The 22,489-nt window shown below is 72.9% G+C and carries 15 protein-coding genes; 8 read left to right on the forward strand and 7 right to left on the reverse strand.

Annotated features, from left to right (window positions below):
• Positions 1-134: 134 nt before the first annotated feature.
• The 4 genes from EBO15_RS36825 (at position 135) to EBO15_RS36840 (ending at position 3,750) form a co-directional block, all read left to right on the forward strand.
• Positions 135-1,463, forward strand: coding sequence for a sensor histidine kinase (locus EBO15_RS36825; RefSeq protein WP_147481831.1), 1,329 nt, complete (start codon positions 135-137; stop codon positions 1,461-1,463).
• Positions 1,460-2,110, forward strand: a complete 651-nt coding sequence (locus EBO15_RS36830) for a response regulator (RefSeq protein ID WP_122199105.1) — start codon at positions 1,460-1,462, stop codon at positions 2,108-2,110. Before EBO15_RS36825 ends, EBO15_RS36830 begins: the two co-directional genes overlap by 4 nt.
• A gap of 245 nt (positions 2,111-2,355) precedes the next feature.
• Positions 2,356-2,754: a DUF7144 family membrane protein gene (locus tag EBO15_RS36835; protein WP_122199106.1), complete on the forward strand. Its 399-nt coding sequence runs from the start codon at positions 2,356-2,358 to the stop codon at positions 2,752-2,754.
• Between the two features lie 198 nt (positions 2,755-2,952).
• The gene (locus EBO15_RS36840; protein WP_122199107.1) at positions 2,953-3,750 is read left to right on the forward strand and encodes an SAM-dependent methyltransferase; all 798 of its coding nucleotides are present in this window, start codon (positions 2,953-2,955) and stop codon (positions 3,748-3,750) included.
• 15 nt (positions 3,751-3,765) lie between these two features.
• Here the strand turns inward: EBO15_RS36840 and EBO15_RS36845 are convergent, their stop codons facing one another.
• Positions 3,766-4,200 carry a hypothetical protein gene (locus EBO15_RS36845; RefSeq protein ID WP_199745049.1) on the reverse strand — a complete coding sequence of 145 codons (435 nt, stop codon included), beginning with the start codon at positions 4,198-4,200 and terminating at the stop codon, positions 3,766-3,768.
• Between the two features lie 230 nt (positions 4,201-4,430).
• On the opposite strand from EBO15_RS36845, the gene EBO15_RS36850 reads away from it, so the two are divergent.
• Genes EBO15_RS36850 through EBO15_RS36860 form a run of 3 tightly spaced genes read left to right on the forward strand, consistent with a single transcriptional unit; the run spans position 4,431 to position 7,146 of the window.
• A complete protein-coding gene (locus EBO15_RS36850) occupies positions 4,431-5,870 on the forward strand; it encodes an alpha/beta hydrolase family protein (RefSeq protein ID WP_158628462.1) in 1,440 nt (479 codons plus the stop codon).
• A 23-nt stretch (positions 5,871-5,893) separates the two neighbouring features.
• Positions 5,894-6,649, forward strand: a complete 756-nt coding sequence (locus EBO15_RS36855; RefSeq protein WP_122199110.1) for a metalloregulator ArsR/SmtB family transcription factor — start codon at positions 5,894-5,896, stop codon at positions 6,647-6,649.
• Positions 6,646-7,146: a pyridoxamine 5'-phosphate oxidase family protein gene (locus EBO15_RS36860; RefSeq protein WP_122199111.1), complete on the forward strand. Its 501-nt coding sequence runs from the start codon at positions 6,646-6,648 to the stop codon at positions 7,144-7,146. Before EBO15_RS36855 ends, EBO15_RS36860 begins: the two co-directional genes overlap by 4 nt.
• Before the next feature lie 247 nt (positions 7,147-7,393).
• On the opposite strand, the gene EBO15_RS36865 is transcribed toward EBO15_RS36860, so the two are convergent.
• The 3 genes from EBO15_RS36865 to EBO15_RS36875 all read right to left on the reverse strand — a co-directional run bounded on the left by EBO15_RS36865 (position 7,394) and on the right by EBO15_RS36875 (position 11,082).
• A complete protein-coding gene (locus EBO15_RS36865; RefSeq protein ID WP_122199112.1) occupies positions 7,394-8,773 on the reverse strand; it encodes an NAD(P)/FAD-dependent oxidoreductase in 1,380 nt (459 codons plus the stop codon).
• Positions 8,774-9,007: 234 nt separating this feature from the next.
• Complete coding sequence (locus EBO15_RS36870) at positions 9,008-9,811, reverse strand: peptidase (RefSeq protein WP_122199113.1); 804 nt, start codon at positions 9,809-9,811, stop codon at positions 9,008-9,010.
• Positions 9,812-9,813: 2 nt separating this feature from the next.
• The gene (locus EBO15_RS36875; RefSeq protein ID WP_122199114.1) at positions 9,814-11,082 is read right to left on the reverse strand and encodes a VWA domain-containing protein; all 1,269 of its coding nucleotides are present in this window, start codon (positions 11,080-11,082) and stop codon (positions 9,814-9,816) included.
• Between the two features lie 337 nt (positions 11,083-11,419).
• Here EBO15_RS36875 and EBO15_RS43890 point away from each other — a divergent pair, with 337 nt between their 5' ends.
• Positions 11,420-11,704: a hypothetical protein gene (locus EBO15_RS43890; RefSeq protein WP_147481832.1), complete on the forward strand. Its 285-nt coding sequence runs from the start codon at positions 11,420-11,422 to the stop codon at positions 11,702-11,704.
• 171 nt (positions 11,705-11,875) lie between these two features.
• On the opposite strand, the gene EBO15_RS36885 is transcribed toward EBO15_RS43890, so the two are convergent.
• The 3 genes from EBO15_RS36885 to EBO15_RS36895 all read right to left on the reverse strand — a co-directional run.
• Positions 11,876-12,763 carry an arylamine N-acetyltransferase family protein gene (locus EBO15_RS36885; protein ID WP_122199116.1) on the reverse strand — a complete coding sequence of 296 codons (888 nt, stop codon included), beginning with the start codon at positions 12,761-12,763 and terminating at the stop codon, positions 11,876-11,878.
• Positions 12,760-13,758, reverse strand: a complete 999-nt coding sequence (locus tag EBO15_RS36890) for a threonine ammonia-lyase (RefSeq protein WP_122199117.1) — start codon at positions 13,756-13,758, stop codon at positions 12,760-12,762. Before EBO15_RS36890 ends, EBO15_RS36885 begins: the two co-directional genes overlap by 4 nt.
• Before the next feature lie 4 nt (positions 13,759-13,762).
• Positions 13,763-22,489, reverse strand: an 8,727-nt coding sequence (locus EBO15_RS36895) for a non-ribosomal peptide synthetase/MFS transporter (RefSeq protein WP_122199118.1), incomplete at its 5' end; no start/stop codon positions are given.

Raw genomic sequence — 22,489 nt, forward strand, 5'->3', positions numbered from 1 at the left:
CGCAGCAGGACCCGCGACGGCGTCCCGGTCGGCGCGGGCACGGTCGGCGCGGGCACGGCCAGCGCGGGCGCCGCCGTCCCGGCGAGCACGGCGGCCGAGGCGAGCGCGGCCAGGCCGATGTTTACGATGCGTGCGTGATCGTTCATGAGGACAGCCTCGGATCGGAGGGCGCCGCCGGGCATCGGCCGTCCGGCAGATCTTCCGGACGGGCGCCTCGGCCGTTCGGCATAGACGGCGCCGTGACCTGGGCGTCCGCGCGCGGTCTCGGGTTCGCGGCCGGGGTCGCCGTCCTCGCGGGCGCGGCGGTCGCGGGCGCCCCGCGCGCCGGAACACCGATCACCGGTGCGGCGTGGCTCGCCGGGGTCGCGGCACTGCTCCTGGCCGTCTTCCCGCAGGTCAGGCGGTCTTCGGTGGCGTGCGTCGTCGCGGTTTCGGCCGGGTCCGTGTCGCTGGCGGTGACCGTGCTGAACGACGCGTCCGCGAACAACACGGCGGGGCTGTGGTGGCTCGCCGAACTGGCCGTGTCGTGCGTGACGCTCCGGCTGGCCGTCCGGCGGACGCCGGGCCGCGCCGCCGCGCTCGGTGGGACGGTGATGGCCGCCGCGATCACCGCCCTCCCGCTGCGGCTGACCCTGCACGCCGACCCTCCCGCGACGACGCGCGGCGCGGTGCTCGGCTGCGTGCTCTGCGGGGTCGGTGCGGCCCTGACCGCCGCCACCGCCCTCTACCCGAGGCTCCTGGACGCGCGCCGCGCCCGCGCCGTCGCCGAGGCCCGCCGCGCGCAGCGCCTCGACCTGGCCCGCGACCTGCACGACTTCGTCGCGCACGACGTCAGCGGCATGATCGTCCAGGCGCAGGCCGCGCAGATCGGCGCCGACCCCGAGGTCGCGCGCGCGGCGCTCCGGCGCATCGAGGACGCCGGGACGCGCGCGATGGCGTCCCTCGACCGCACCGTCCACATGCTCCACGAGGACGACGGCCCCCGGCGTCCGCACGGGCTCGACGACCTCACCGGGCTGACCGAACGGTTCGCCGAGTCGTGCGACGCGCGCGTCCGCCTGGTCGTGGACGTCCGGGACCCGCCGCACGAGGTGTCGGCGACGGCCTACCGGCTGGTCGTGGAGGCGCTGACGAACGTCCGGCGGCACGCCCCGGACGCGACCGCCGTCGACATCGCCGTCACCGAGGTCGCCGTCACCGAGGTCGCCGTCACCGAGGTCGCCGTCACCGAGGCGCCCGGCCCGGCCGTCCGCGTGCGTGTCACCGACGACGGCCACGGACGCCGCCACGGACGCCGCCGCGCGCGCCTCCGCCTCCCGGGGCTCGGCGGCCACGGGCTCGGCGGCCTGGCCGAACGCGTCGGAGCGCTCGGCGGGGAGTTCGCGGCGGGCCCGGCGGACGGCGGGGGCTGGCAGGTCACCGCCCTGCTGCCGCTCCACCCCCGTGTACGCTCGCGATCATGACCACCCGGATCGTCGTCGCCGACGACCAGGACGACGTCCGCGGCGGTTTCCGGATCATCCTGGACGCGCAGCCCGGCATGCGGGTCGTCGGCGAGGCCGCCGACGGCGTCACGGCCGTCGACCTGGCCCGCCGCCTGCGTCCCGACGTGGTGCTCACCGACATCCGCATGCCCGGCCGGGACGGCGTGGAGGTCACCCGGCTCCTGGCCGGCCCGGACGTCCCCGACCCCCTGCGCGTGCTCGTCGTCACCACCTTCGACCTCGACGAGTACGTCCACGCGGCCCTGCGCGCCGGGGCCTGCGGCTTCCTGCTGAAGCGCTCCGGCCCCGCCCTGCTCGTCGAGGGCGTCCGCGCGGCGGCGGCCGGGGACGCGCTGATCAGCCCGGCGATCACCGTCCGGCTCCTCGACCGCTTCGCGGCCCGCCGTGACGTCCCGGAGCCGGACCCGCCGCTCACCGACCGCGAGGCGCAGGTCGCGCGCCTGGTCGCCCGGGGACGCACCAACGCCGAGATCGCCGCCGAGCTGTTCGTCGCGCCCGGCACCGCGAAGACCCACGTGTCGAACATCCACCGCAAGCTCGGCGTCCGGAACCGTGTCGAGATCGCCGCCTGGGCCTGGGAGAACGGCCACGTCGAGGACGCCTGAGCACCACCCGTCCGGCACGGCCACCGCATGTGAAAACCTGCTCCAAACCTCCGTCAAACCTGCCCGCTTTCCGCGGTGTCGCGGTTTCTAAAACGGTCGATCGGGGACATTTTGGAGCGATTGCTCGTCGCCGGAAAGGGCGTTCTGGTGATTCTCGTCCCGGCGGTCCCGCGGGAACGCTCCGGCGCAGCCCGACCGACCTGCCCGCGCTCGAAAGGACAGGCCCGCGAGAAAGCGAGGTCACCATGGCCACCACGTCAGCACCCCACGACACCCACTCCGGCTGGCTCGGCTTCGCCGGCGTGCTCGCCGTCCTGCTGGGGGTCTTCAACGTCATCGACGGCCTGGTCGCCCTGTTCAACCACCACTACTTCGTCAACGCGAGCGGCCACCTGCTGGTCTTCAGCTACACCGCGTGGGGCTGGATCTGGCTCATCCTCGGGATCATCCAGATCGCCGTCGGCGCCGGCGTTCTCGCCGGGCAGACCTGGGCCCGCGCGGCCGGAGTCCTGTTCGCCGCGCTCGTGATGATCGGCCAGTTCGCGTTCCTCGCCGCCTACCCGGTCTGGTCCGTGATCACCATCGTCCTGGCCATCCTGGTCATCTACGGCCTGATCAGCGCCCCCCACGGCGCCCGCGGCTGACCGCCCTCCCGGGGCCGGAGCCTCAAAAGGCCCGGGGAGCCGGGGAGCCGGGGAACGACACTGGACGGACGCGCCCCACACGCGTCCGTCCAGTCCCGTCCGAGGGGGCCGAAAGCCTTGTCCCGTAAGGCATCCAGCGATTCGGGCGACGGCGCGACGGTACGATGCCGATGATCGCCCCCGAGCCCTGAGGTGCACATGGCCGAGTCCCCGCAGATCCCCATCGGCGTTCCGACCGCGGCGCGCGTCTACGACGTGATGCTCGGCGGCAAGGACAACTACGCGGTGGACCGGGCCGTGGCAGAGGCCAGCCTCGCGATCATGCCGGAGCTGCGCGAGATCGCCCTGCACAATCGCGCGATCCTGCACCGCGCCGTCCGCCACCTCGCCGCGGACGAGGGGATCACGCAGTTCCTCGACCTGGGCTCGGGCCTGCCGACCGTCCGCAACACCCACGAGGTGGCGCAGGAGGCGAACCCCGACGCGCACGTCGTCTACGTCGACATCGACCCGATCGTCCTGGCCCACGGCCGCGCGATCCTGGCGAACAACGCCAACACGGCCGTCGTCACCGCCGACATCCGCGAGCCCGCCGACCTCCTCGACCGTCCCGAGGTCCGCGCGCTCATCGACTTCGACCGGCCCGTCTGCGTCATCCTCGCCGGCATCCTGCACCACCTCGCCGACGACGAGCACCCGGGCCGGATCGTCGAGGTCCTGCGGGACGCGGTGCCGAGCGGCTCGTACTTCTTCATCACCAACTTCACCCGCCTGGGCGACGCCCCCGAGTCGGTCGCCCTGGAGAAGCAGCTCCTCGCGCAGCTCGGCACCGGACGCGTCCGCACCCCCGCCGAGCTGGCCGGCTTCTTCGACGGCCTCGAGATCCTGTCGCCCGGACTCGTCCCGCTCCCGCTGTGGCGCCCCGACGAGCCCGTCCTGGACGCCAGCACCGTCGACGTCCGCTTCATGACGGGCGGCGTCGGCCGCAAGCCCTGACCGGCGCCGGCCCGCTCAGGACTTCTTGGGGAAGGCGTCGCGCAGCGCGTCGGACCGCCGGACGGCGACCGCGACGCCGATGACCGGCAGCATGCACACGACCTGCGTCCCGGCGTACCAGGGCGGGCAGATCCCCGGGATCAGGTCGACCCCGATGATCGCGATCGGCATGACCGCGGACAGGGTGCTCACGCGCTCGAACGCCCGCCGCGATCCGCGCGAGGCGGACAGCACCATCCGGTGGATCGGCACCGCCAGCACCGGCAGCAGGATCGCCCGCACCCACATGAACGTGTTCACCGTGTGCCCCGTCCCCGCGACCACGATGACCGCGACGAGGGCGAGCGCGGCCAGAACGCCGTAGATCATGACGCCCCTCCTCACGGCGCCGAAGGCGCCGGGGGAGTCGAGGAGGGCCGCCGGGGTCACGGTCTGCGTGCTGTTTTCCATGCTCAGGACGCTACGCAGCCCCCGCCCGCGCCGGTATGGGCCTGGACGCACGCCAGGGTGGGTCCAGCCCCACTCCTCCAACCCGCCGGAAGGCGCGCCCGCGCCCGGACGGTGTCGTCAGCTCCACCCCGGGGCCGGTGTCCAGGCCCAGTGATCATGCTCGCGCGCCCCGCCAGCCTGGTGACCACCGGCCGCGCGGTGGCGGCCACCGGCGGCCGATTGGCGGCGAGATGCGAGCATCACTCGACCCGTCCCCCCAGGGGACCCGAGGACGGACCCGGTGGATCGCGGGCCTCGTCCTGATCCTCGGGACGGTCCTGTCCGCGTGCGGCGTTCCCCACGGCGGGAACGCGGCCCCGTCCTTCCCCGGCCTGTCCACCACCCCGGTGACGTTCCGCGGCGACGGCGGCGTGACGCTGCACGGCACCGTCGTCGCGCCCCCGCCCGGCCGCGAACGCCGCGCCGCCGTTGTCCTGCTGCACGGGGCGGGGCCGGTCACCCGCGCCGAGTACCGCAACGAGGCCGAGGCGTTCGCCCGCCGGGGGATCGTGGCGCTGGTCTTCGACAAGCGGACGGCGGGCTACTCCTCGTTCCACCGGAGCTACCAGGTCCTGGCCGGTGACGCGGTCGCCGCGACGCGCGCGCTCCGCTCCCAGCCGGGAGTGGACCCGGACCGGGTCGGGATCTGGGGCCTCAGCGAGGGCGCGTGGGTGGCCGTCCTGGCCGCGAACCGCGCACCCGAGATCGCGTTCGTGATCACGGCGGGCGCCGTGGGGATGTCCCCGGCCCGGCAGCAGGCGTGGAGCTACGGGGAGTTCCTCCACCACGCCGGGGTGTCCGGGTCGCTCGACCACATGATGCAGAAGACCGGCGTCCGCCAGGTCGTCGGCGCCGGGCTGTTCCCGGAGGCCGACTACGACCCCGTGCCGTCCTGGGAACACCTGCGGCAGCCGGTGCTCGCGCTCTGGGGCACCCTCGACCACGAGGCCGCGCCGAGGGAGAGCTCCCAGGTCATCCAGGACGCCCTGCGTCGCGGCGGGAACACCCGCGCCGCCATCCGGTTCGTCCCCGACGCCCGGCACAACCTGCACGTCAGCGCCAACGGCGGGTTCGACCGTCCCTACGAGCTCGCTCCCGGAAGCGCCGACCTCCAGGCGACCTGGATCAAGACCGGGGTCGCCACCGGCAGCACCCGGCCGCCGTCCCAGAGCCATCCGACCAGCGCCGTCACGCGGCTCGCGCCGTACGAGTCCCCGTGGGGACAGGTCGCGGCCTTCGCCCTGTTCGCGCTGGCCTTCCTCGGCCACCCGCTCGTGGCGGCCGCGCGCCGCATCCGCCGGACCCCGCTGGCGACGCCCGTCCGCCGCCAGGCGCGCCTGCTCGCGACCTTCGGCGCCACGTCCGTCCTGGGCGGCGTCGTCTACTTCTTCTTCCTGGTCTTCACCGCGGCCAACCTCATCGGCCCCGTCATCGGCGGGCAGACGATCCCCTGGCTGATCCTGCACCTGCTGGCCGTGGCCACCCTGGTCACCACGGTCACCACCGCCGCGTCCGCCTGGCGGCACCGCCACCGCCTCACCACCGGGGACCGCGTCCACTGCGGCCTCCTCCTCGCCGCCGGGACGGTCTTCCTCCCCTGGGCGCTCTACTGGGGCCTTCTCGGCAGTTAACCAAAAGGTGTACTGTAAGCCTTATGGTGAACGATCCGTTCCGGGCCGTGGCCCACCCGATCCGCCGCGCCATGATCGAACGTCTTGGCGGCGGCCCCGCGTCGGTCGGAGAGGTGACCTCGGACCTGGGCGTCTCCAAACCGGCGATCACCAAGCACCTGAAGATCCTCGAGGACGCCGGCGTCGTCGAGCGGCGGGTCGTCGGCCGCACGCACCGGCTGGAACTGAAACCCGCGGCGCTCATCGACGCCGTCACCTGGGTCGACCACCAGCGCGCCCTCTGGGAGCGCATGTTCGACACCGTCGAGGAACACCTTGCCGACAAGGAGCAGACCGTGACCGATACCGTCGCCCCGCCCGCCGTCCGCATCGAACGCACCTACCGGGCACCCGCGGACGCCGTGTTCGACGCCTGGACCGACCCCGAGGTCATCAGGAAGTGGTGGCACCCCGGCCCCGACTGGGAGACCTCCGAGGCGCAGGTCGACCTCCGGGTCGGCGGACGGCTGCGGGTCGTCATGCGCGACGCCGACGGCGCCGAGCACGCCGGCAGCGCCACCTACACCGCCGTCGAACGCCCCTCGCACCTGGCCTGGACATGGCACGGCGAGGAGGACGAGGCGGGCACCGGCTCCCGGTGCGACCTCGTCATCACCGAGCACGACGGCCTCACCCGCGCCGTCCTCACCCACAGCGGCCTGCCCGACGAACGCGCCGCGTCCGACCTCCGCCAGGGCTGGGGCCTGTGCCTGGACAACCTCGACAAGGTGATCGCATGACCGACCCGCAGACCCTGCCCCAGGGCGACGTCCGCCTGCTCCGGACCGACGTGGCCCAGCGGCTCCTCCACTCCACCGAACTCGCCCGCGTCGCCTACGTCGCCAAGGACGGAACCCCGCGCAACTTCCCGATGCTGTTCCACTGGAACGGCACCGAGATCGTGTTCTCCACCTTCGGCGGCCTCAAGGTCAACGCCCTCAAGGCACGTCCCGACGTCGCCATCTCCATCGACGCCGCCACCACCCCGCCGTCGGTCCTCCTCGTCCGCGGCAGGGCCGAGGTCACCCACGTCGACGGCATCGCCGAGGAGTACAGGGCCGCCCAGCGCCGCTACGCCGGCGAGGAACAGGGCGCCGCCAACGTCGCCGCCGTGGACCACCCCGGCGTCACCATGGTCCGCATCGCCGTCCGCCCCACCTGGGTCGGCGTCCTCGACTTCACCACCCGCTTCCCCGGCGGCACCACCCCCGAAGAATTCGCCAACCGAGGCCAATGACCCCCGGCCGGGCCCCGGCCGAATCCCCACTCCGGCCGGGGCCAGGGGACCGCCCACCCCCGAGCCCCACAGGCCCTGCCGCGCCCCGGCGACCTCACTTGTAGAACGCGCGGATGCCGGTGCTCCCGTCCTTCTGCTTGACCAGCTTGAAGCTCTGGCTCTTGAGGTTCTTGTACTGAGATCCGGAGACACGTCCGTTCTTCATGGTGAGTGCGGTGTGCTTTCCGGGCCACCGAACAGCCTCGCGTCAGACGCGCGGGGGTGGGGCGGCGGCTTGGGGGGACGGGGTCGTCGGGGTGCGCCAGTGGGACAGGACGCGGGCGACGGACGACGGCTTGAACAGGGCCGTGGGCGGGGCCGTCATGCCGAAGACCTGGAAGATCGTCCGGCAGGTGGACGCGTCGACGTTGCCGGCCGCGACGACGTGGCTCATGTACTGGTGCAGGAGCTTGACCTTCGCGCCCGGGGGACGTCCGCGGGTCCAGGGGAACCGCAGGTCCTCGCCGGTGGCCAGGGCCCACGCGTCGGCCGACTGCGCGGCGGCCACCCGCTGGAGGCGCGGTGAGTCGTCGTGGATCCGCGTCGGGTCCATGCCGTCGATCGCGTCGGCGATGGCCTTGGCGGACATCGCCCCGACCGTCATCCCCTGGCCGTAGACGGGATTGAACCGGCACAGGGCGTCGCCCAGGACGATGAAGCCGCGAGGCCGGCGGTCCATGGACTCGTAGTGGCGCCACTCGTTGGCGGTGTTGCGGAACGCCTGCGCGTCCGACAGGGGTTCCGCCTCCCGGAGGGCCTCGTACAGGACGGGGCTGCGCAGGCTGCGCACGTAGTCGAGGAACTGGTCGTCCTTGGTGGGCGGGACGTGGTCGCCGCAGCCCATCAGGGTGGCCATCCAGCGGCCGCCCTCGACCGGGACCAGCGCCGCGCCGCGCGGCATGCTCGGGCTGGTCTGGATGTAGATGGCCTTCCAGTCCCGCTCGGCGGAGTCGGGCAGCTTGTAGTAGCGGCTGGAGTAGCCGAACCCGGCGTCGTAGCGCTCCACGGATGGCGCGGCGTAGCCGAGTTCGGTCAGCCACTTGGTGGCCTCGGAACGACGTCCGCTGGCGTCGGCGACCAGGCCCGCCGTGAGGACCCGCGAATCGTCGGACCCCGTGGTGCGCACGCGGACGCCCTGGACGCCGTCCCCGCCGGGTGTGGCGACCAGCCCCGTGACCAGGCTGTCCTGGAGGAACTCGATGCGCGGGTCCGCGTCCGCCCGGTGCCGCAGGAGCCAGTCGAGCAGCGGCCGGCTGCACGTCAGGTCCCCGGTGCCCGAGACCCTGGGGAACCATCCGACAGGGCTCAGCCACAGGAAGTCCCTGGGGACGACCAGCAGGTGGGCGCCACGGTCGGCGAGATCACGCGTCAACCCCGGGAGCAGATACTCGGCGCAGTCGACACCGCGCTTCCAGAACGCGTGGATCTGCGGGGACTGCGGAAGCCCGGGCCGGAACGCCGGTTCCGGCCGCAGCGTGTCACGGTCGACGACGGTGACCCGCGCGAAGCGCCGGGCCAGCGCCCGGGCGGTGAGCACCCCGGTGACCCCCGCGCCGATGACGATCGCGTGATCGTCGACATCTCCCATGACCGGCCTCCCGCACGACGCCTGGCGACTTCTCGATCACCCCGAGTGGTGCCCCATGTCAGAATGGGACCTCCCCGAGACCGGGTCAACGGAGATCGGGTGAGGCTGCTGTAACCCCCCGATCACAGCGCCGCGGACGCCCGGACGCGCCCGGCACCACCGTCCGGTGAGGCTCGGGACGCGAACCGGCCGTTCCACGGACGGGGGTTCCGGGGGCGGGCCGCCCGGTCAGGGTCAGCGCAGCGCGGAGAACCAGCGGCGCGGATGCCGGGTCAGGTGGTAGCCCCCCACGGCCAGGACGGCGGCGAGGACCCCGCCGCCGATCGTCCACCACCACCGGCTGGACGGCCAGGAGAACCAGCCCTTGACCCGCTCCGCCGGTTTCGGCGCGGAGTTCACGGGACCCGACGACGGCGTGGCGCCCGGGGCGAGGGTGGCCCCGGGGGCGACGGCCGGGGACAGCGGCGCCTTCAGTTTCGCGCCCGCCGGCTGGGCGGTGCCGTTCTTCGCGGTGATCCGCACGTCGGCCCGGATCGGCAGGCCGAGGTCCTGCTCGGGCAGGCCGCTCGCCGCGAGCCGCAGGTAGTAGGTGCCGGGCAGCGGGTCGTCGGACCACGGCTCGGCCCACGCGCGGACCTGCCGCAGCGTGCACTGGAGCCTGACGCTCGCGGTCCCGGCCGCGGCCGTCGCGTTCTGCGGACCGGCCGTGCACGCCTGCCGGCGGCGCAGCCCGTCGAAGACGTCGATGGCGTACGTCGCGGCACCGTGGCGGCTCGCCGCCGGGGGAAGCGCGACCGTCACCGCGATCCGCCCGGTCTGCCCGGCCGCGGCGGCGAACGACCAGTACAGGTAGTCGCCGGTCGAGGCGGGCACGCGGACCGGCTGCCCCGGTTCCACCGTGGTCGCGGTCAGGAAGGACGTCCCCGCGGTGCCGATCACCGGCCGCGGGCTCGGAGAGGTGCCCGCGGCGGCCGGCACGGCGGCGGCGGGCAGGACGGCGAGGGCCGCCGCGGAGCCGAGGAGGAGGGAAACGCGCATGGTCAGTTCTCCTTCCAGATGGCCACTCGCCACCGGGCCAGCCAGCCGGTGACCAGGCCGGCGACCAGGCCCGTCCCGGCGAGCACGAGCAGCAGCAGCCAGCCGCGGCCGAGGTCCGGCCCGCCCGGCGCGTCCGAGGACGGCGCCAGGTCGACGGTCAGCTCCAGAGGCATGCCGGGCGCCGTCCGCACCGACGCCGGGGCGGAGAAGGAGTTGCTCACCACCAGGCAGACCTGCGTGCCGCCGGAACCGCCGTCCGGCGAGGGCGAGGCCCCGGGCCGCTGGTTCGACCAGCGCAGGCCGGTGGACTGCACGTCGGTGCGCCCGCTGCCCGCGTCCGTCCCGCGGACGAGTTCCTGCCCGGCCCCGGACACCGCGCGCAACAGCACCCCGTGGTCGAGGTTGAGGGTCCGGTCGAGCGAGACGCTGACGGAGGCGCGCAGCTCCTGGCCCGGAGCCACCGTCACCCGATACCACCGATGCTCGCTGAACCGTTCCCGGTCGGTGTACACGCCGGGCGCGAGCGTGGGCGCGTCGGCGCACCCCGCGGTCCCGGCGACCTTCACCGGAGTCCTCTTGTAGGTGGTGCCGGCGCGCTGGACGAGCTGGTTGAGCCGGCCGGTCAGCTCGTTCTGGTGCTGGACGGCCGTATAGGTGCCCCCGGTCGCGTCGGCGATGCAGGTGAGCTGCTGCCGGACCTTGTCGTTGAGGGTCAGGCCGAGGGTGTCCACGATCAGGTGCGTGCCCTGGGAGGCGAGCTGGCGGGCCACCTCGCAGGGGTCGGGGGGCGAGCAGGTGTCCTCGCCGTCCGTGATGAGGATGATCCGCCGCGTCGTCTCCCCGGCGCCCAGATCCCTGGTCGCCGCGCGGAGCGCGAGCCCGATCGGCGTCCAGCCGGTGGGACGCAACGTCGCGATCGCCGCCTTCGCCCGGGCCTTGTCCACCGGGCCGACCGGGGAGATCTGCTGGGTGTCGGTGCACCCCAGGGCCTTGCTGCTGCCGGGGAACCGGTACCGCGCCCCGAGGACGCGGATGCCCAGCTGCGTCTCGGCGGGCAGCGCGTCGACCACCGCGTCGAAGGACTGCTGGGCGACCGTCATCCGGCTGCGCCCGTCGATGTCGCGGGCGCGCATGGAACCGCTGACGTCGAGCACCAGCTCGACCTTGGGCGGCTCCGCGGCACCGCCGTCGTCAGCGGCGACAGGGACCGCGCCGGCCAGCGCGAGCAGGACGAGCAGACAACCGCCCGCGAACGATCGCTTGAAGATCACCAGGGGATCCTAATGACGCCCGGAGCCCCCCTTGACCATGATCCACACAACCGCACGCCCCCGCCCACCGCCCGACTCCCGGCACAGCCCGCCGACCAGCCCAACCCCGCCCGGCGAACCACAGGACCGACCAGAGCGAAATCCCCCCGACACTCCACACCCGCCCCAGGGCAGGGCAGGGCGGCGCGCCGCGCGGGACCTGGAGTGGCATGGGTCACGTATGTGATCGCAACCGGCGCCGCGACCAACGCGTCATATCTCCGCATATCACCCGCACCGCGTCGTTGAAGGGCGTGGCCGGAACCGCCGGCCACCGACCGATCGAGGAGAGCCACCGATGGGCCACCATCACGACCGGCACCACGAACCCCACCACGACGAGCACCACTACCAGCCTCCGCACCACGAGGAGCACCACTACCAGCCCCCGCACCACCCGGAGCCCTACTACCAGGAGCCCCACCACCAGCCGCCGCACCACCAGCCCCCGCACTACCAGCCTCCGCACCACGAGGAGGTCTACGAGGAGCACCACGACGAGCACCACGGCCTGCTCGGCCGGATGTTCGGCGGCGGCCACCACGGAGGCCACCATGGCGGTCACCACGGCGGCCATCACTGATCTCGAGCCTCCCCACGGCGTTCACCGAGCGCCACGGAGTCGCTGAGGGCGGCCGACCCACCGGATTCCCCGGACCGTCGGCCGCCCGTCGAAAACGACACTGGGCGAACGCGATCGCTTCACGTTCGCCCAGGTCAATGGAGTGGGGCGCGTGGGACTCGAACCCACGACCTACGGATGAACAGTGGTCCGGGACCGTGCCGACGGGATCGTGGCGTCCCGGTCGGCGGGAGGCTGCGCGCGTCGCCACAGGGCGTCCTGCTCGTCAGCGTCGAACCCGCCCAGGTCCAGGCCGAAGTACCCGGTCACACAGGCGAACCAGTCCTGGCGGGTTCGCAGCACGCTGTCGCGCCGGCCGTCGGCGTCGATCCGGGTCAGCCGCACACCGCGCAGCACATCGACGCCGGCCGCGTCGCGCCGCTGCACGGTCAGGGTGCGGACGAAGCGCGAATCCGCCGCGTTGGACAGCTCCTTGTGCATGGTCTCGAACACGTCCAGGGTGGTCGGCTCGGTGGTGAAGACCATCGACTCGAAGGACCGCACTCCCGGATCATGCTCGAAGCGCCAGCCGGTCGGACTGCGGTCCCACGGCGCGAAACGGTAGGCGAACGGGCCTTGCCGGTACCTCCCGGCCCGCAGGGGGAGGGGCTCGTGGATCGCGTCGCCGAGTCCGCCGTCCACCAGCCAGGAGCCACCCTCGACCTCGACGGTGAGCGTCATGTGGTTCCCGGAGAGCACCGGCGTGTTCGCGACGTCCAACTCCCGGGTGAAGCGCACGTCCGCCACGTGGCGCCGGACCCGGTAGCCGAGTGCCTCCAGCAGCACGGCGAAGGCGCCGTTGATGTGGAAGCAATAGCCGCCGCGTCCGGAGACGATGCGCGCGACGGACTCCGCCGGGTCCAGCGTGGTCGGCCGGCCGAGCTGGATGTCGAGGTTCTCGTAGTACACGCGCTCGGCGTGGCCCCGCTGCAGGGCGAACAGGCCGTCCAGGGTCGGGGTTTCCGGCGCGCGGACGTCCAGCCGCTTCAGGTACCCGGCGACGTCGATGGGCGTGTTCACAGGCTCCCCGCCTCGGCGGTGTCGTGGCGGACGGACTGCTCCACCGCCACCGGCGGCCCTGCGACGGTGCCGCCGGACAGGATCGCCACGGTCGTCCCGGTCGGCAGCGCGTCACGCCGGAACAGGTACGCGGCGGCGGCGACCGCCCCGCTGGGTTCGGCCACCTGGCCGGTCGTCTCCCAGAGCACGGACATGGCCGCGGCGATGTCCTCCTCCTCGACCGTGACGATGTCATCGACCAGGGCCCTGATGTGGGGCCAGGCGGTCGGTCCGAGCACGGGTGCGCGCAGGCCGTCGGCCATCGTGCGGTAGGTCGACTCCACGGGCCAGCGGGTCCGGCGGCCCAGGCGCAGGCTCTCGGAGGCGTCGGCGGCCAGGGCCGGTTCCACGCCGACGACGCGGATCGAGGGGTCGGCCGCCTTCAGCGCCACGGCGACGCCGGCCAGCAGGCCGCCGTTGCACACCGGCGCCAGGACGACCCGCGCGTCCGGCAGGTCGCGCGCGATCTCGGCGCCGATCGTGCCGTGGCCGGCGATCACGGCGGGATCGTCCGAGGAGACCAGGACCGCGCCGTCGGCGGCGGCCAGGTCCAGCGCCACCGCCTCCCGGTCGGCGGGCGGCACCACGATCACCTCGGCCCCCTGGGCCCGCGCCGCCTCGACCTTCAGCGGCGGCGCGGTGTCGGGCAGGACCACGGTGGCGCGCAGACCGTGGCGGCGCGCGGCGAACGCGACGGCCTGCGCGTGGTTCCCCGACGAGTGGGCGACCACACGCGTGGCCCGGCCGCCCTCGGCCAGGAGCGTGACCGCGTTGACCGCGCCGCGCACCTTGAACGCCTTCGTGGGCTGCAGGTTCTCCGGTTTGATCCACAGCGGGCCGCCGGGCCGGTCCACGTCGGCCGGGATCAGGGCCGGCTGCCGGACGAACCGGCCGATGCGGGTGGCCGCTGCCGCGATGTCGGCGGCCGTCACGAGCCGCGGGTCGTCTATGGTCATGGTTCTACCTCGTCATCGCCGGATCGAGGCCGCGCTGTGCGGCGTCCAGGTCTTGCTGAACCGCGTCGAGGTCGGCCGCGATGGTGGCGCCGGGCACGGCGTCCGGCAGCGCGTCCTCCATCCGCCGCAGTGGGCTGTAGGCCAGTCCGAGGACCCCCCAGCCGATGAGGGCCAGGCCGGAGGCGGCCAGCATCAGCGCGACACCGCCGTGGGTCCCGTCCCCGACGACCCGGCCCACCGACCCGGCCAGCGGGCCGGAGCCGGAGACCAGGGGCTGGAAGACGTGCTCGGCCAGCGGGCCCGCGGTGAGGAAGCCCAGCGGCTGCATCAGCGTCGCGAGCATCATGTTCGCGGCCAGCACACGGCCCTGGAGCTCGTGGCCCACCTTGGTCTGGATGATCGACATCCAGTGCGCGTTGCCGACGCTCATGCAGGCCAGCCGGACCGCGAGGCCGACGGCGACCAGCGCCACCGACGGCCACAGGCCCATCAGGATCACGCCGGCCCCGGACCCGATCACGAACCCGACCATGCCGATCGCCCGGCGGCGCGTGCCGCCCCACATCACCACCGCCGCGGCGCCGGCGGCCGCGCCGAGGCCGCCGGCCGCGGTCACCGCGCCGAGCGCGGCCGGGCTGCCGATGGACAGGACCAGCGGCGGCACCGCCACCCACATCAGGGCCGTGAAGTAGTTGACGACCGCGAAGAACCCCGCCATCAGCGCCATCGGCCGGCGCCGGGCGATGAAGCGCCACCCGCCGGTGACGGCCGAGCGGAACGTCTCCTGCCGCTTGGCGAACAGCCGGTCCGGGAAGCGGACGGCGAGCAGCGTGGCGGCCCCGACCGCGAACGAGGCGACGTCGACCGCGACCACCCAGGTCAGGCCGAGCAGGGCGATCAGCGCGCCGCCGGCCAGCGGCCCGACGACCGATCCCAGACCGGTGCCGGCCTGGGCCAGCGCGTTGGCCTGCGGCAGGTAGGGCTTGGGAACGAGCTGCGCGATCCCGGCGAGGTAGGCCGGGGTCCGGAAGGCGGCCGTGGCGGAGGTGACACCGACCACCAGGCACACGTTCCACAACGCCAGTTCGTCGCGGGCCATCAGCAGCACCAGGGCCACCATCGCCAGGCCCGCGACCGCGTCGCAGGCCAGCATGATCCGCCGCCGGTCGACGCGGTCGGCGAGCGCGCCGCCGGCCGGGCTCAGCAGGATGACGGGGATCTGGGCGAGCAGCACCACCATGGCCAGGTCGCCGACGCGGCCGCTGTGCTGGTAGGCCCACACGCCGAGGGCGAAGGAGCTCAGCGCGTTGCCGATGGTCGACACCGTCTGGCCGGCCGCGACGGTGAAGAAGGCTCGCAGGCCCCGTCGGCGGGCCTCGCCGGTGACGGCCGCCTCAGCGGCGGTCGCCGCGGTCGTGTGGGCGATGATGCCGACGGACGCGGCGGTGGTCGCGGCGGCGGTCGTGCCCGGCGCGGACGGTTCGTCCGACCGGGCCGCCCAGTGCTCACAGCGGTCCGCGAGCAGGTCGGCGGTCGCGGCGGCCTGATGGCGCAGGAAGTAGTGGCCGGCAGCCGGGATCGACGCCAGCTCGACCCGCTCGGCGAACGCGGTCCACTCGCCGTACCGCTCCTCGTAGAGCTCGGTGGCGCGGTCCTGTTCGCCGACCAGGCACAGGATCGGCGCGGCGATCCGCGGCGTCCCGTCCTCGGCGGCGAGGATCCCGCCGAACCAGGCCTGCGCCTGCTCGGAGTCGTGGCGCAAGGCGTGCAGGACGGTGTCCACGGTCGTGTCGTCGGTGTCGTCGGGCAGACCCCCGGTGGCCCGCAGGGTGTCGCGGAACAGCCGGTCGGACACCCGGCGCTTGCGCGGGAACGTTCGGTCCAGCCACGCGGACAGCCGGCCGCCGAGTCGCGCCGCCGGGAGGCTTCCCGCGACGACGACGCCGAGCACCGGCCGGCCCCGCTCCTCCAGCCGCTGGGCCAGCGCCGTGGCCAGCGCGGAGCCGACGCAGTGCCCGTAGAGGACGACCGGTCCGGTGACGGTCGCCTCCACCTCCGCGGTCAGCGTGTCGACCAGGTCGCCGAGCGTCCGCAGCGGCTCCCCGGGCCGGGCCGGGTCGTGGCCGGGCAACTCGACGGCCTGGACGACGGCCCGGTCGCCGAGCGCTTCGGCGAGCGGCTTGAAGACCGCCGCCGAACCGCCGCCGTAAGGGACGCAGACGACGGTCGGCGGCACGGTGCCGGCGGACTGGCGCGACAACGGGCCGCTCATGCGGTGAAGCAGGGGACGCGCGGCGTCGGCGTCGTCGCCGGATTGCTCCGACCGGTCGATGTGCGCGGCCAGGGCACGCGGGGTGGGGTGGCCGAACAGATCGATGAGCCGGACACCGTGGCCGATGGCACGGACGGCGCGCACCGCCGCGAACGAGTTCCCGCCGAGGGCGAAGAAGTCGTCGTCCACACCGATGTCGGAATGGTCGAGGACCTGGGCCCAGGCTTGGACGATGTGGTGTTCGGTGGGTGTGCTCGGTGGGGTTTTTACTCCCGTTGTTTCTGGTTCGGGGGTAGGCAAGGCTGCGCGGTCGATTTTGCCGTTGGGGTTGAGCGGTAGTCGTTCGAGGATGGTGATGGTGGCGGGGATCATGTAGTCGGGCAGGCTGGTGCGCAGTTCGGCCCGCAATACGGCTGTGTCCGGGACTTGGCCTGTGGCGGGGACGATCCATGCGGCAAGTCGCCGTTCGTGGGCCTCGCCGACAGGGAGGACCACCGCCTCCGCTATTTGTGGCAGGGTTCTGAGGGCGGTGACGATTTCTCCGAGTTCGACTCGGTAGCCGCGGATTTTGACTTGGTCGTCGACGCGGCCGCGGAATTCGACGGTGCCGTCGTTGAGTACGCGTAGGAGGTCGCCGCTGCGGTAGCAGCGTTCGCCGTCGCCGAGAGGGTCTTCGGTGAAGCGTTCGGCGGTCCGTTCGGGGTCGTTGAGGTAGCCGCGTGAGACACCGGGCCCGCCGATGACCAGCTCCCCGGGGATTCCGGGTGGGACGGGGGTGCCGGATCGGTCGACAAGGTAGCCGGTCACTCCGGGGAGTGGGCGGCCCAGGGGCACCACGCCGTGGCGTTGTTCGATGGGGATTTCGGTGGTCTCACAGGTGAGTGAGATCATCGTGCTTTCGGTGTGTCCGTAGTGGTTCTGGACGCGTAGGTCGGGGCGTGCTGCGTTGATGCGTTCCACTAGTGACCATGGGCAGGCTTCGCCGGCGAGGATCAGTAGTTTGTCCGGGAGGACGGATGCCAGGTCACCGTGTGCGGCCAGCAATTCCAGGTGGCTGGGTACGCATTTGAGGACGTCGACGTTGTGTTGTTCCAGGTATGTGGCGAACGCCGCTGGGTCCATCGCGGTTTCCCGCTCGACGAGGTGTACGGTGCCGCCGGTTGTCAGGGCACCGAACACGCACGTCAATCCGAAGTCCGCTGCGGGCGTCGACACCATCGCGAATGAACCACCCGCGACCTCGGGTCCCAGACGCTGAAGAATGGCGTGCAGGTAGTTGAGGACGTTGCGATGTTCGACGGCCACCCCCTTTGGGGCGCCGGTCGACCCGGAGGTGAACACCACATGGATCAGCTGATCCGGACGGATATCGGGTTCCGGACGCGTCGTCGGCCACGCGTCGACCTCGTCGGTGTCCAGCAGGACGACCACGTGGTGGGGCTCCCAGGTGTGGCGGTCCGCGACGTCCCGGTAGGTGAGCACCACCGATGCCCCGGCGGCGGCGAGCATCGTGTGGATCCGGCCCGTGGGATACGTCGTGTCGAACGGCAGATACGCGCCACCGGACTTCATGATTCCCAGCAGTGCGCACGCCAGGTCGGCGCCGGATTCCAGCAGTACGCCCACCGGTTGGTCCGGACCCACTCCTGCGGCCCGTAGGCGATGTGCGATCCGGTTCGCCCGAGCGTCCAGCTCCCCGAACGTCAGATCACCATCCGCGGCCACCACCGCGACCGCGTCAGGAGTCTGATCGGCCCAGCGTTCGATGAGGCCCGGCAGCGGAACGTCCCCGGCGGGGAGCCGCGGCCCCCCGGACAGCGCCGGTCCGGTGACGGGTTCCAGGGCTACCTTGCCGACCGGTGCGTCCAGGTCGGTCAGTACGCCTTCCAGCAGGGACAGGTACCAGCCGACGGCCCGCTCGGCCGTCGCACCGTCGAACAGATCAGCGCGGTAGGTCAGCTCGCCGAGATATGCGTCCCCCGTGTTGACCAGCGCCAGGGTCAGATCGAACTTGACCGAGGCCGTGCCCCGCTCCAGTTGCTCCACGGCCAGCCCGGGCAGGGTCGGCACGGCGGCCGGGCTGTCCAGCACGTTCAGCATGACCTGGAACAGCGGGGTGGCCGCCAGCGACCGCTCCGGCTGGAGCCGCTCGACGATCTGCTCCAGCGGTGCGTGCGGGTGGCCGAGCGCGTCCAGGACCTGTCCGCGGGCCCGGGCCAGCAGCTCGCGGCCGGTGGGGTCACCGGCCAGGTCGCCTCGGAGGACCAGGGTGTTGATGAAGCATCCGACGACCGATTCCATGTCGGGGTGGTGGCGTCCGGATTCCGGGACGCCGACGGCGACGTCCTCGACTCCGGCCCAGCGGCCCAGCAGCGCCTGCCAGACCCCCAGCAACACCATGAACGGCGTGCAACCCGCCTCCGCCGCCACCGCACGCAACCGCGCGGTCAGAGCGGCCGGAACGGTCACGGGCACAGCTCCGCCGGCGACCCCGGCGACCGCCGGCCGAGGCCGGTCGGTCGGCAGGTCCAGCGTCGGCGCGAGCCCGGCCAGCCGTTCCGTCCACCAGTCCAGGTCCGTCTCGCCCGGCGCGTCCGATCGGGCGGCCTCCCACTCCACCACGTCCGCGTATTGCAGCCGCGGGGCGTCGGGAGTCGGCTCCGACCCCGACCGGGCCCGGTAGAGCTGCGCCAACTCCTCGCCGATCAGGCCTCGCGACCAGTTGTCCGTGGCGATGTGGTGGAACGTCAGGGCCAGCACGTGCTCGTCGTCGCCGAGCCGGAACAGGACTCCCCGCATCGGCGGCTCGGCGCCCAGGTCGAACGGACGTCGTGACTGCTCCGCCAGCCTTCGCTCGAGGCGGCCCGCGTCCGACGTGCCGGCGAGGTCCTCGACGGCGAAGGGGACCGAGTCAGCTGGGAGGACCGAGGCCGCCGGGTCTCCGCCGTCGTCCACGAAGACGGTGCGCAGCACCTCGTGCCGCTCGGCGATGTCCCGCACCGCTTCGGACAGCGCGTCCACGGCCAGGGGCCCGGTCAGCCGCAGGACCATGTCCACGTTGTAGGCGGCGCTGTCCGGGTCGAGCTGTGCGAGCAGCCACAACCGCGCCTGCGTCGGCGACAGCCTGCCGGTGGCGGCCGCGGCGTCGCGCGGGCCGATCTCACCGGCGGCCGGGTCGGCGGCGATGCCGGCGGCGACGGAATCGGCGCGGCCACCGCCGGCCGGGTCCGGACCGTCCGCCGCCATCGTGCCGTCGAGCGCCGCTGCCAGATCGGCCAGGACCGGACGCTCGAACAGCAGCCGGAGCGGGATCGTCCGGCCCAGGGCCTGCGAGAGCCGGCCGACGACGCGCGCCGCCGTGAACGAGTGTCCGCCGAGGGCGAAGAAGTCGTCTTCCGCGCCGATCGTCGCCGTCTGAGCCGCTTCCAGAACGGCGGCCCAGGCTTGGGCGATGTGGTGTTCGGTGGGTGTGCTGGGCGGGGTCTTGGTCCCTGTTGTTTCCAGCGTGGGGGCTGGGAGTGCGGCACGGTCGATTTTGCCGTTGGGGTTGAGCGGTAGTCGTTCGAGGACGGTGATGGTGGCGGGGATCATGTAGTCGGGCAGGCTCGTGCGCAGTTCGGCCCGCAACACGGCCGGATCCGAAACCGGGCCTGTGGCTGGGACGATCCATGCGGCAAGTCGCCGTTCGTGTCCCTCGCCGATGGGGAGGACCACCGCCTCCGCTATTTGTGGCAGGGTTCTGAGGGCGGTGACGATTTCTCCGAGTTCGACTCGGTAGCCGCGGATTTTGACTTGGTCGTCGACGCGGCCGCGGAATTCGATGGTGCCGTCGTTGAGTACGCGTAGGAGGTCGCCGCTGCGGTAGCAGCGTTCGCCGTCGCCGAGGGGGTCTTCGGTGAAGCGTTCGGCGGTCCGTTCGGGGTCGTTGAGGTAGCCGCGTGAGACACCGGGCCCGCCGATGACCAGCTCCCCGGGGATTCCGGGTGGGACGGGGCGGCCGGAACGGTCCACCAGGTAGCCGGATACTCCGGGAAGCGGGCGGCCCAGGGGGACGACACCGTGGCGCTGCTCGACCGGGACTTCTGAGGTCTCGCACGTAAGCGAGATCATCGTGCTTTCGGTGTGTCCGTAGTGGTTCTGCACCCGTAGGCCCGGACGCGCCGCGCCGATCCGTTCCACCAGCGACCATGGACAGGCCTCGCCGGCGAGGATCAGTAGCCTGCGCGGAAGGACGGATGACAGATCACCGTGCGCGGCCAGCAACTCCAGGTGGCTGGGCACGCACTTGAGGACGTCGACGTTGTGTCGTTCCAGGTATCCGGCGAACGCCGCCGGATCCATCGCGGTTTCCCGCTCGACGAGATGGACTGTGCCGCCGGTCGTCAGGGCACCGAACACGCACGTCAGCCCGAAGTCCGCCGCGGGCGTCGACACCATCGCGAAAGAACCACCAGCGACCTCGTCGCCGAGTCGGTCGAGTATGCCCGAGAGGTAGTTCATGACGTTGCGGTGCTCGACGGCCACCCCCTTCGGGGCGCCGGTCGAGCCGGAGGTGAACACCACGTGGATCAGCTGATCCGGACGGAAGTCGATGTCGGGACAGGTGTCCGGCCAGGCTTCCAGCGTGCCGGGCTCGTCCAGGGGGACGGAGACGTAGTCGGGTTCGATGGCGCTGCGCAGGGCGGCTTCGCGCGTGGTCACCACGACCTTGGCGCCGGCGGCGGCGAGCATCGTGTGGATCCGGCCGGTGGGATAGGTCGTGTCGAACGGCAGGTACGCGCCGCCGGACTTCATGATCCCCAACAGCGCACATGCCAGGTCGGCGCCGGATTCCAGCAGCACGCCCACCGGCTGGTCCGGACCCACCCCCGCGGCACGTAGACAATGCGCGATCCGATTCGCCCGAGCGTCCAGCTCCCCGAACGTCAGATCACCATCCGCGGCCACCACCGCGACGGCGTCAGGAGTCTTCATCGCCCAGTCTTCGAACCGGACGTGCACGGGGCGGGGGTCGATTCCCTCAGGGCTCGGCCCGGCCAGCAGCGGTCCGGCGACGGGTTCCAGGGCCACCGTGCCGACCGGTGCGTCCAGGTCGGTCAGCACGCCTTCCAGCAGGGACAGGTACCAGCCGACGGCCCGCTCGGCCGTCGCACCGTCGAACAGATCAGCGCGGTAGGTCAGCTGGCCCCGGTATTCCTCTCCCGCGTTGGCCAGGTCGAGCGTCAGGTCGAACTTCACGGACCGGGTGGCCGGCAGCAGCAGTTCGGCGTCCAGGCCCGCGAAGGCGGGCACGGCGACCGGGGTCTCCAGCACGTTCAGCATGACCTGGAAGACCGGGGCTCCGGCCAGGGACCGTTCGGCTCCCAGCCGTTCGACGATCCGCTCCAGGGGCGCCTGTGCGTGGCCGAGCGCGTCCAGGACCTGTCCGCGGGCCCGGGCCAGCAGCTCGCGACCGGTGGGATCACCGGCCAGGTCGCCGCGGAGGACCAGGGTGTTGATGAAGCAGCCGACCACGTCCTCCATGTCGGGGTGGTGGCGTCCGGACTCGGGCACGCCGACGGCGACGTCCTCGACTCCGGCCCAGCGGCCCAGCAGCGCTTGCCAGACACCCAGCAACACCATGAACGGCGTGCAACCCGCCTCCGCCGCCACCGCACGCAACCGCGCGGTCAGAGCCGGCGGCACCGTGATCGGCACGCCGGCCCCGGCGACGTCGGCCACCGGGGGCCGCGGCCGGTCCGTGGGCACGTCCAGCAGCGGTGGCAGGCCGGCCAGCCGGGTCGCCCACCAGTCCAGGTCCGTGTCGGCGGACGCGTCGGTCCGGTCCGCCTCCCATTGCGCGATGTCCGCGTATTGCAGACGTGGGGCGGCGGGGGTCGGCGTCGAACGGGTCCGGGCGGCGTAGCCGGCGGCGATGTCGGTGAGGACGGCCGGGACCGAACCGGCGTCGACGACGATGTGGTGGAACGCCAGGGCCAGGACGTGCTCGTCGTCGGTGGTCCGCAGGAGGGTCGCCCGCATCGGCGGCTCGGTGTCGACCGCGAACGGCTTCGCCGCCTCGGCGTCGAGCTCGCGGTCGAGGTCCACGCGGGCCACGTCCCGGCGGAGGAAGGGCACCGATCCGGGCGGGAGCACCCGCAGGGCCGGTTCGCCGTCCCGCTCCTCGAACACGGTGCGGAGCACCTCGTGGCGGGACACCGTGCCGCGGACCGCGTCCTCCAGGGCGGCGGTGTCCACGGGTCCGGTGAGACGCACGAACACCGGCGCGTTGTAGGCGGGGCTGTCGGGTTCCAGCCGCCACAGGAACCAGAGCCGGGCCTGCGTGAGTGAAGGACGGCCCGGACCCTGGTCGGCGGTGCGGGCCGGGATGGCGGCCGGACGGTCGGCGGCGGCGGCGCGCCGGGCGGCGGCGAACCTGCTGCGGACCGCTTCGCCGCGGGCGGCGGCGGCCGTGGCGGC

Source organism: Actinomadura harenae, from assembly GCF_003696215.1.
Taxonomy (GTDB): domain Bacteria; phylum Actinomycetota; class Actinomycetes; order Streptosporangiales; family Streptosporangiaceae; genus Spirillospora; species Spirillospora harenae.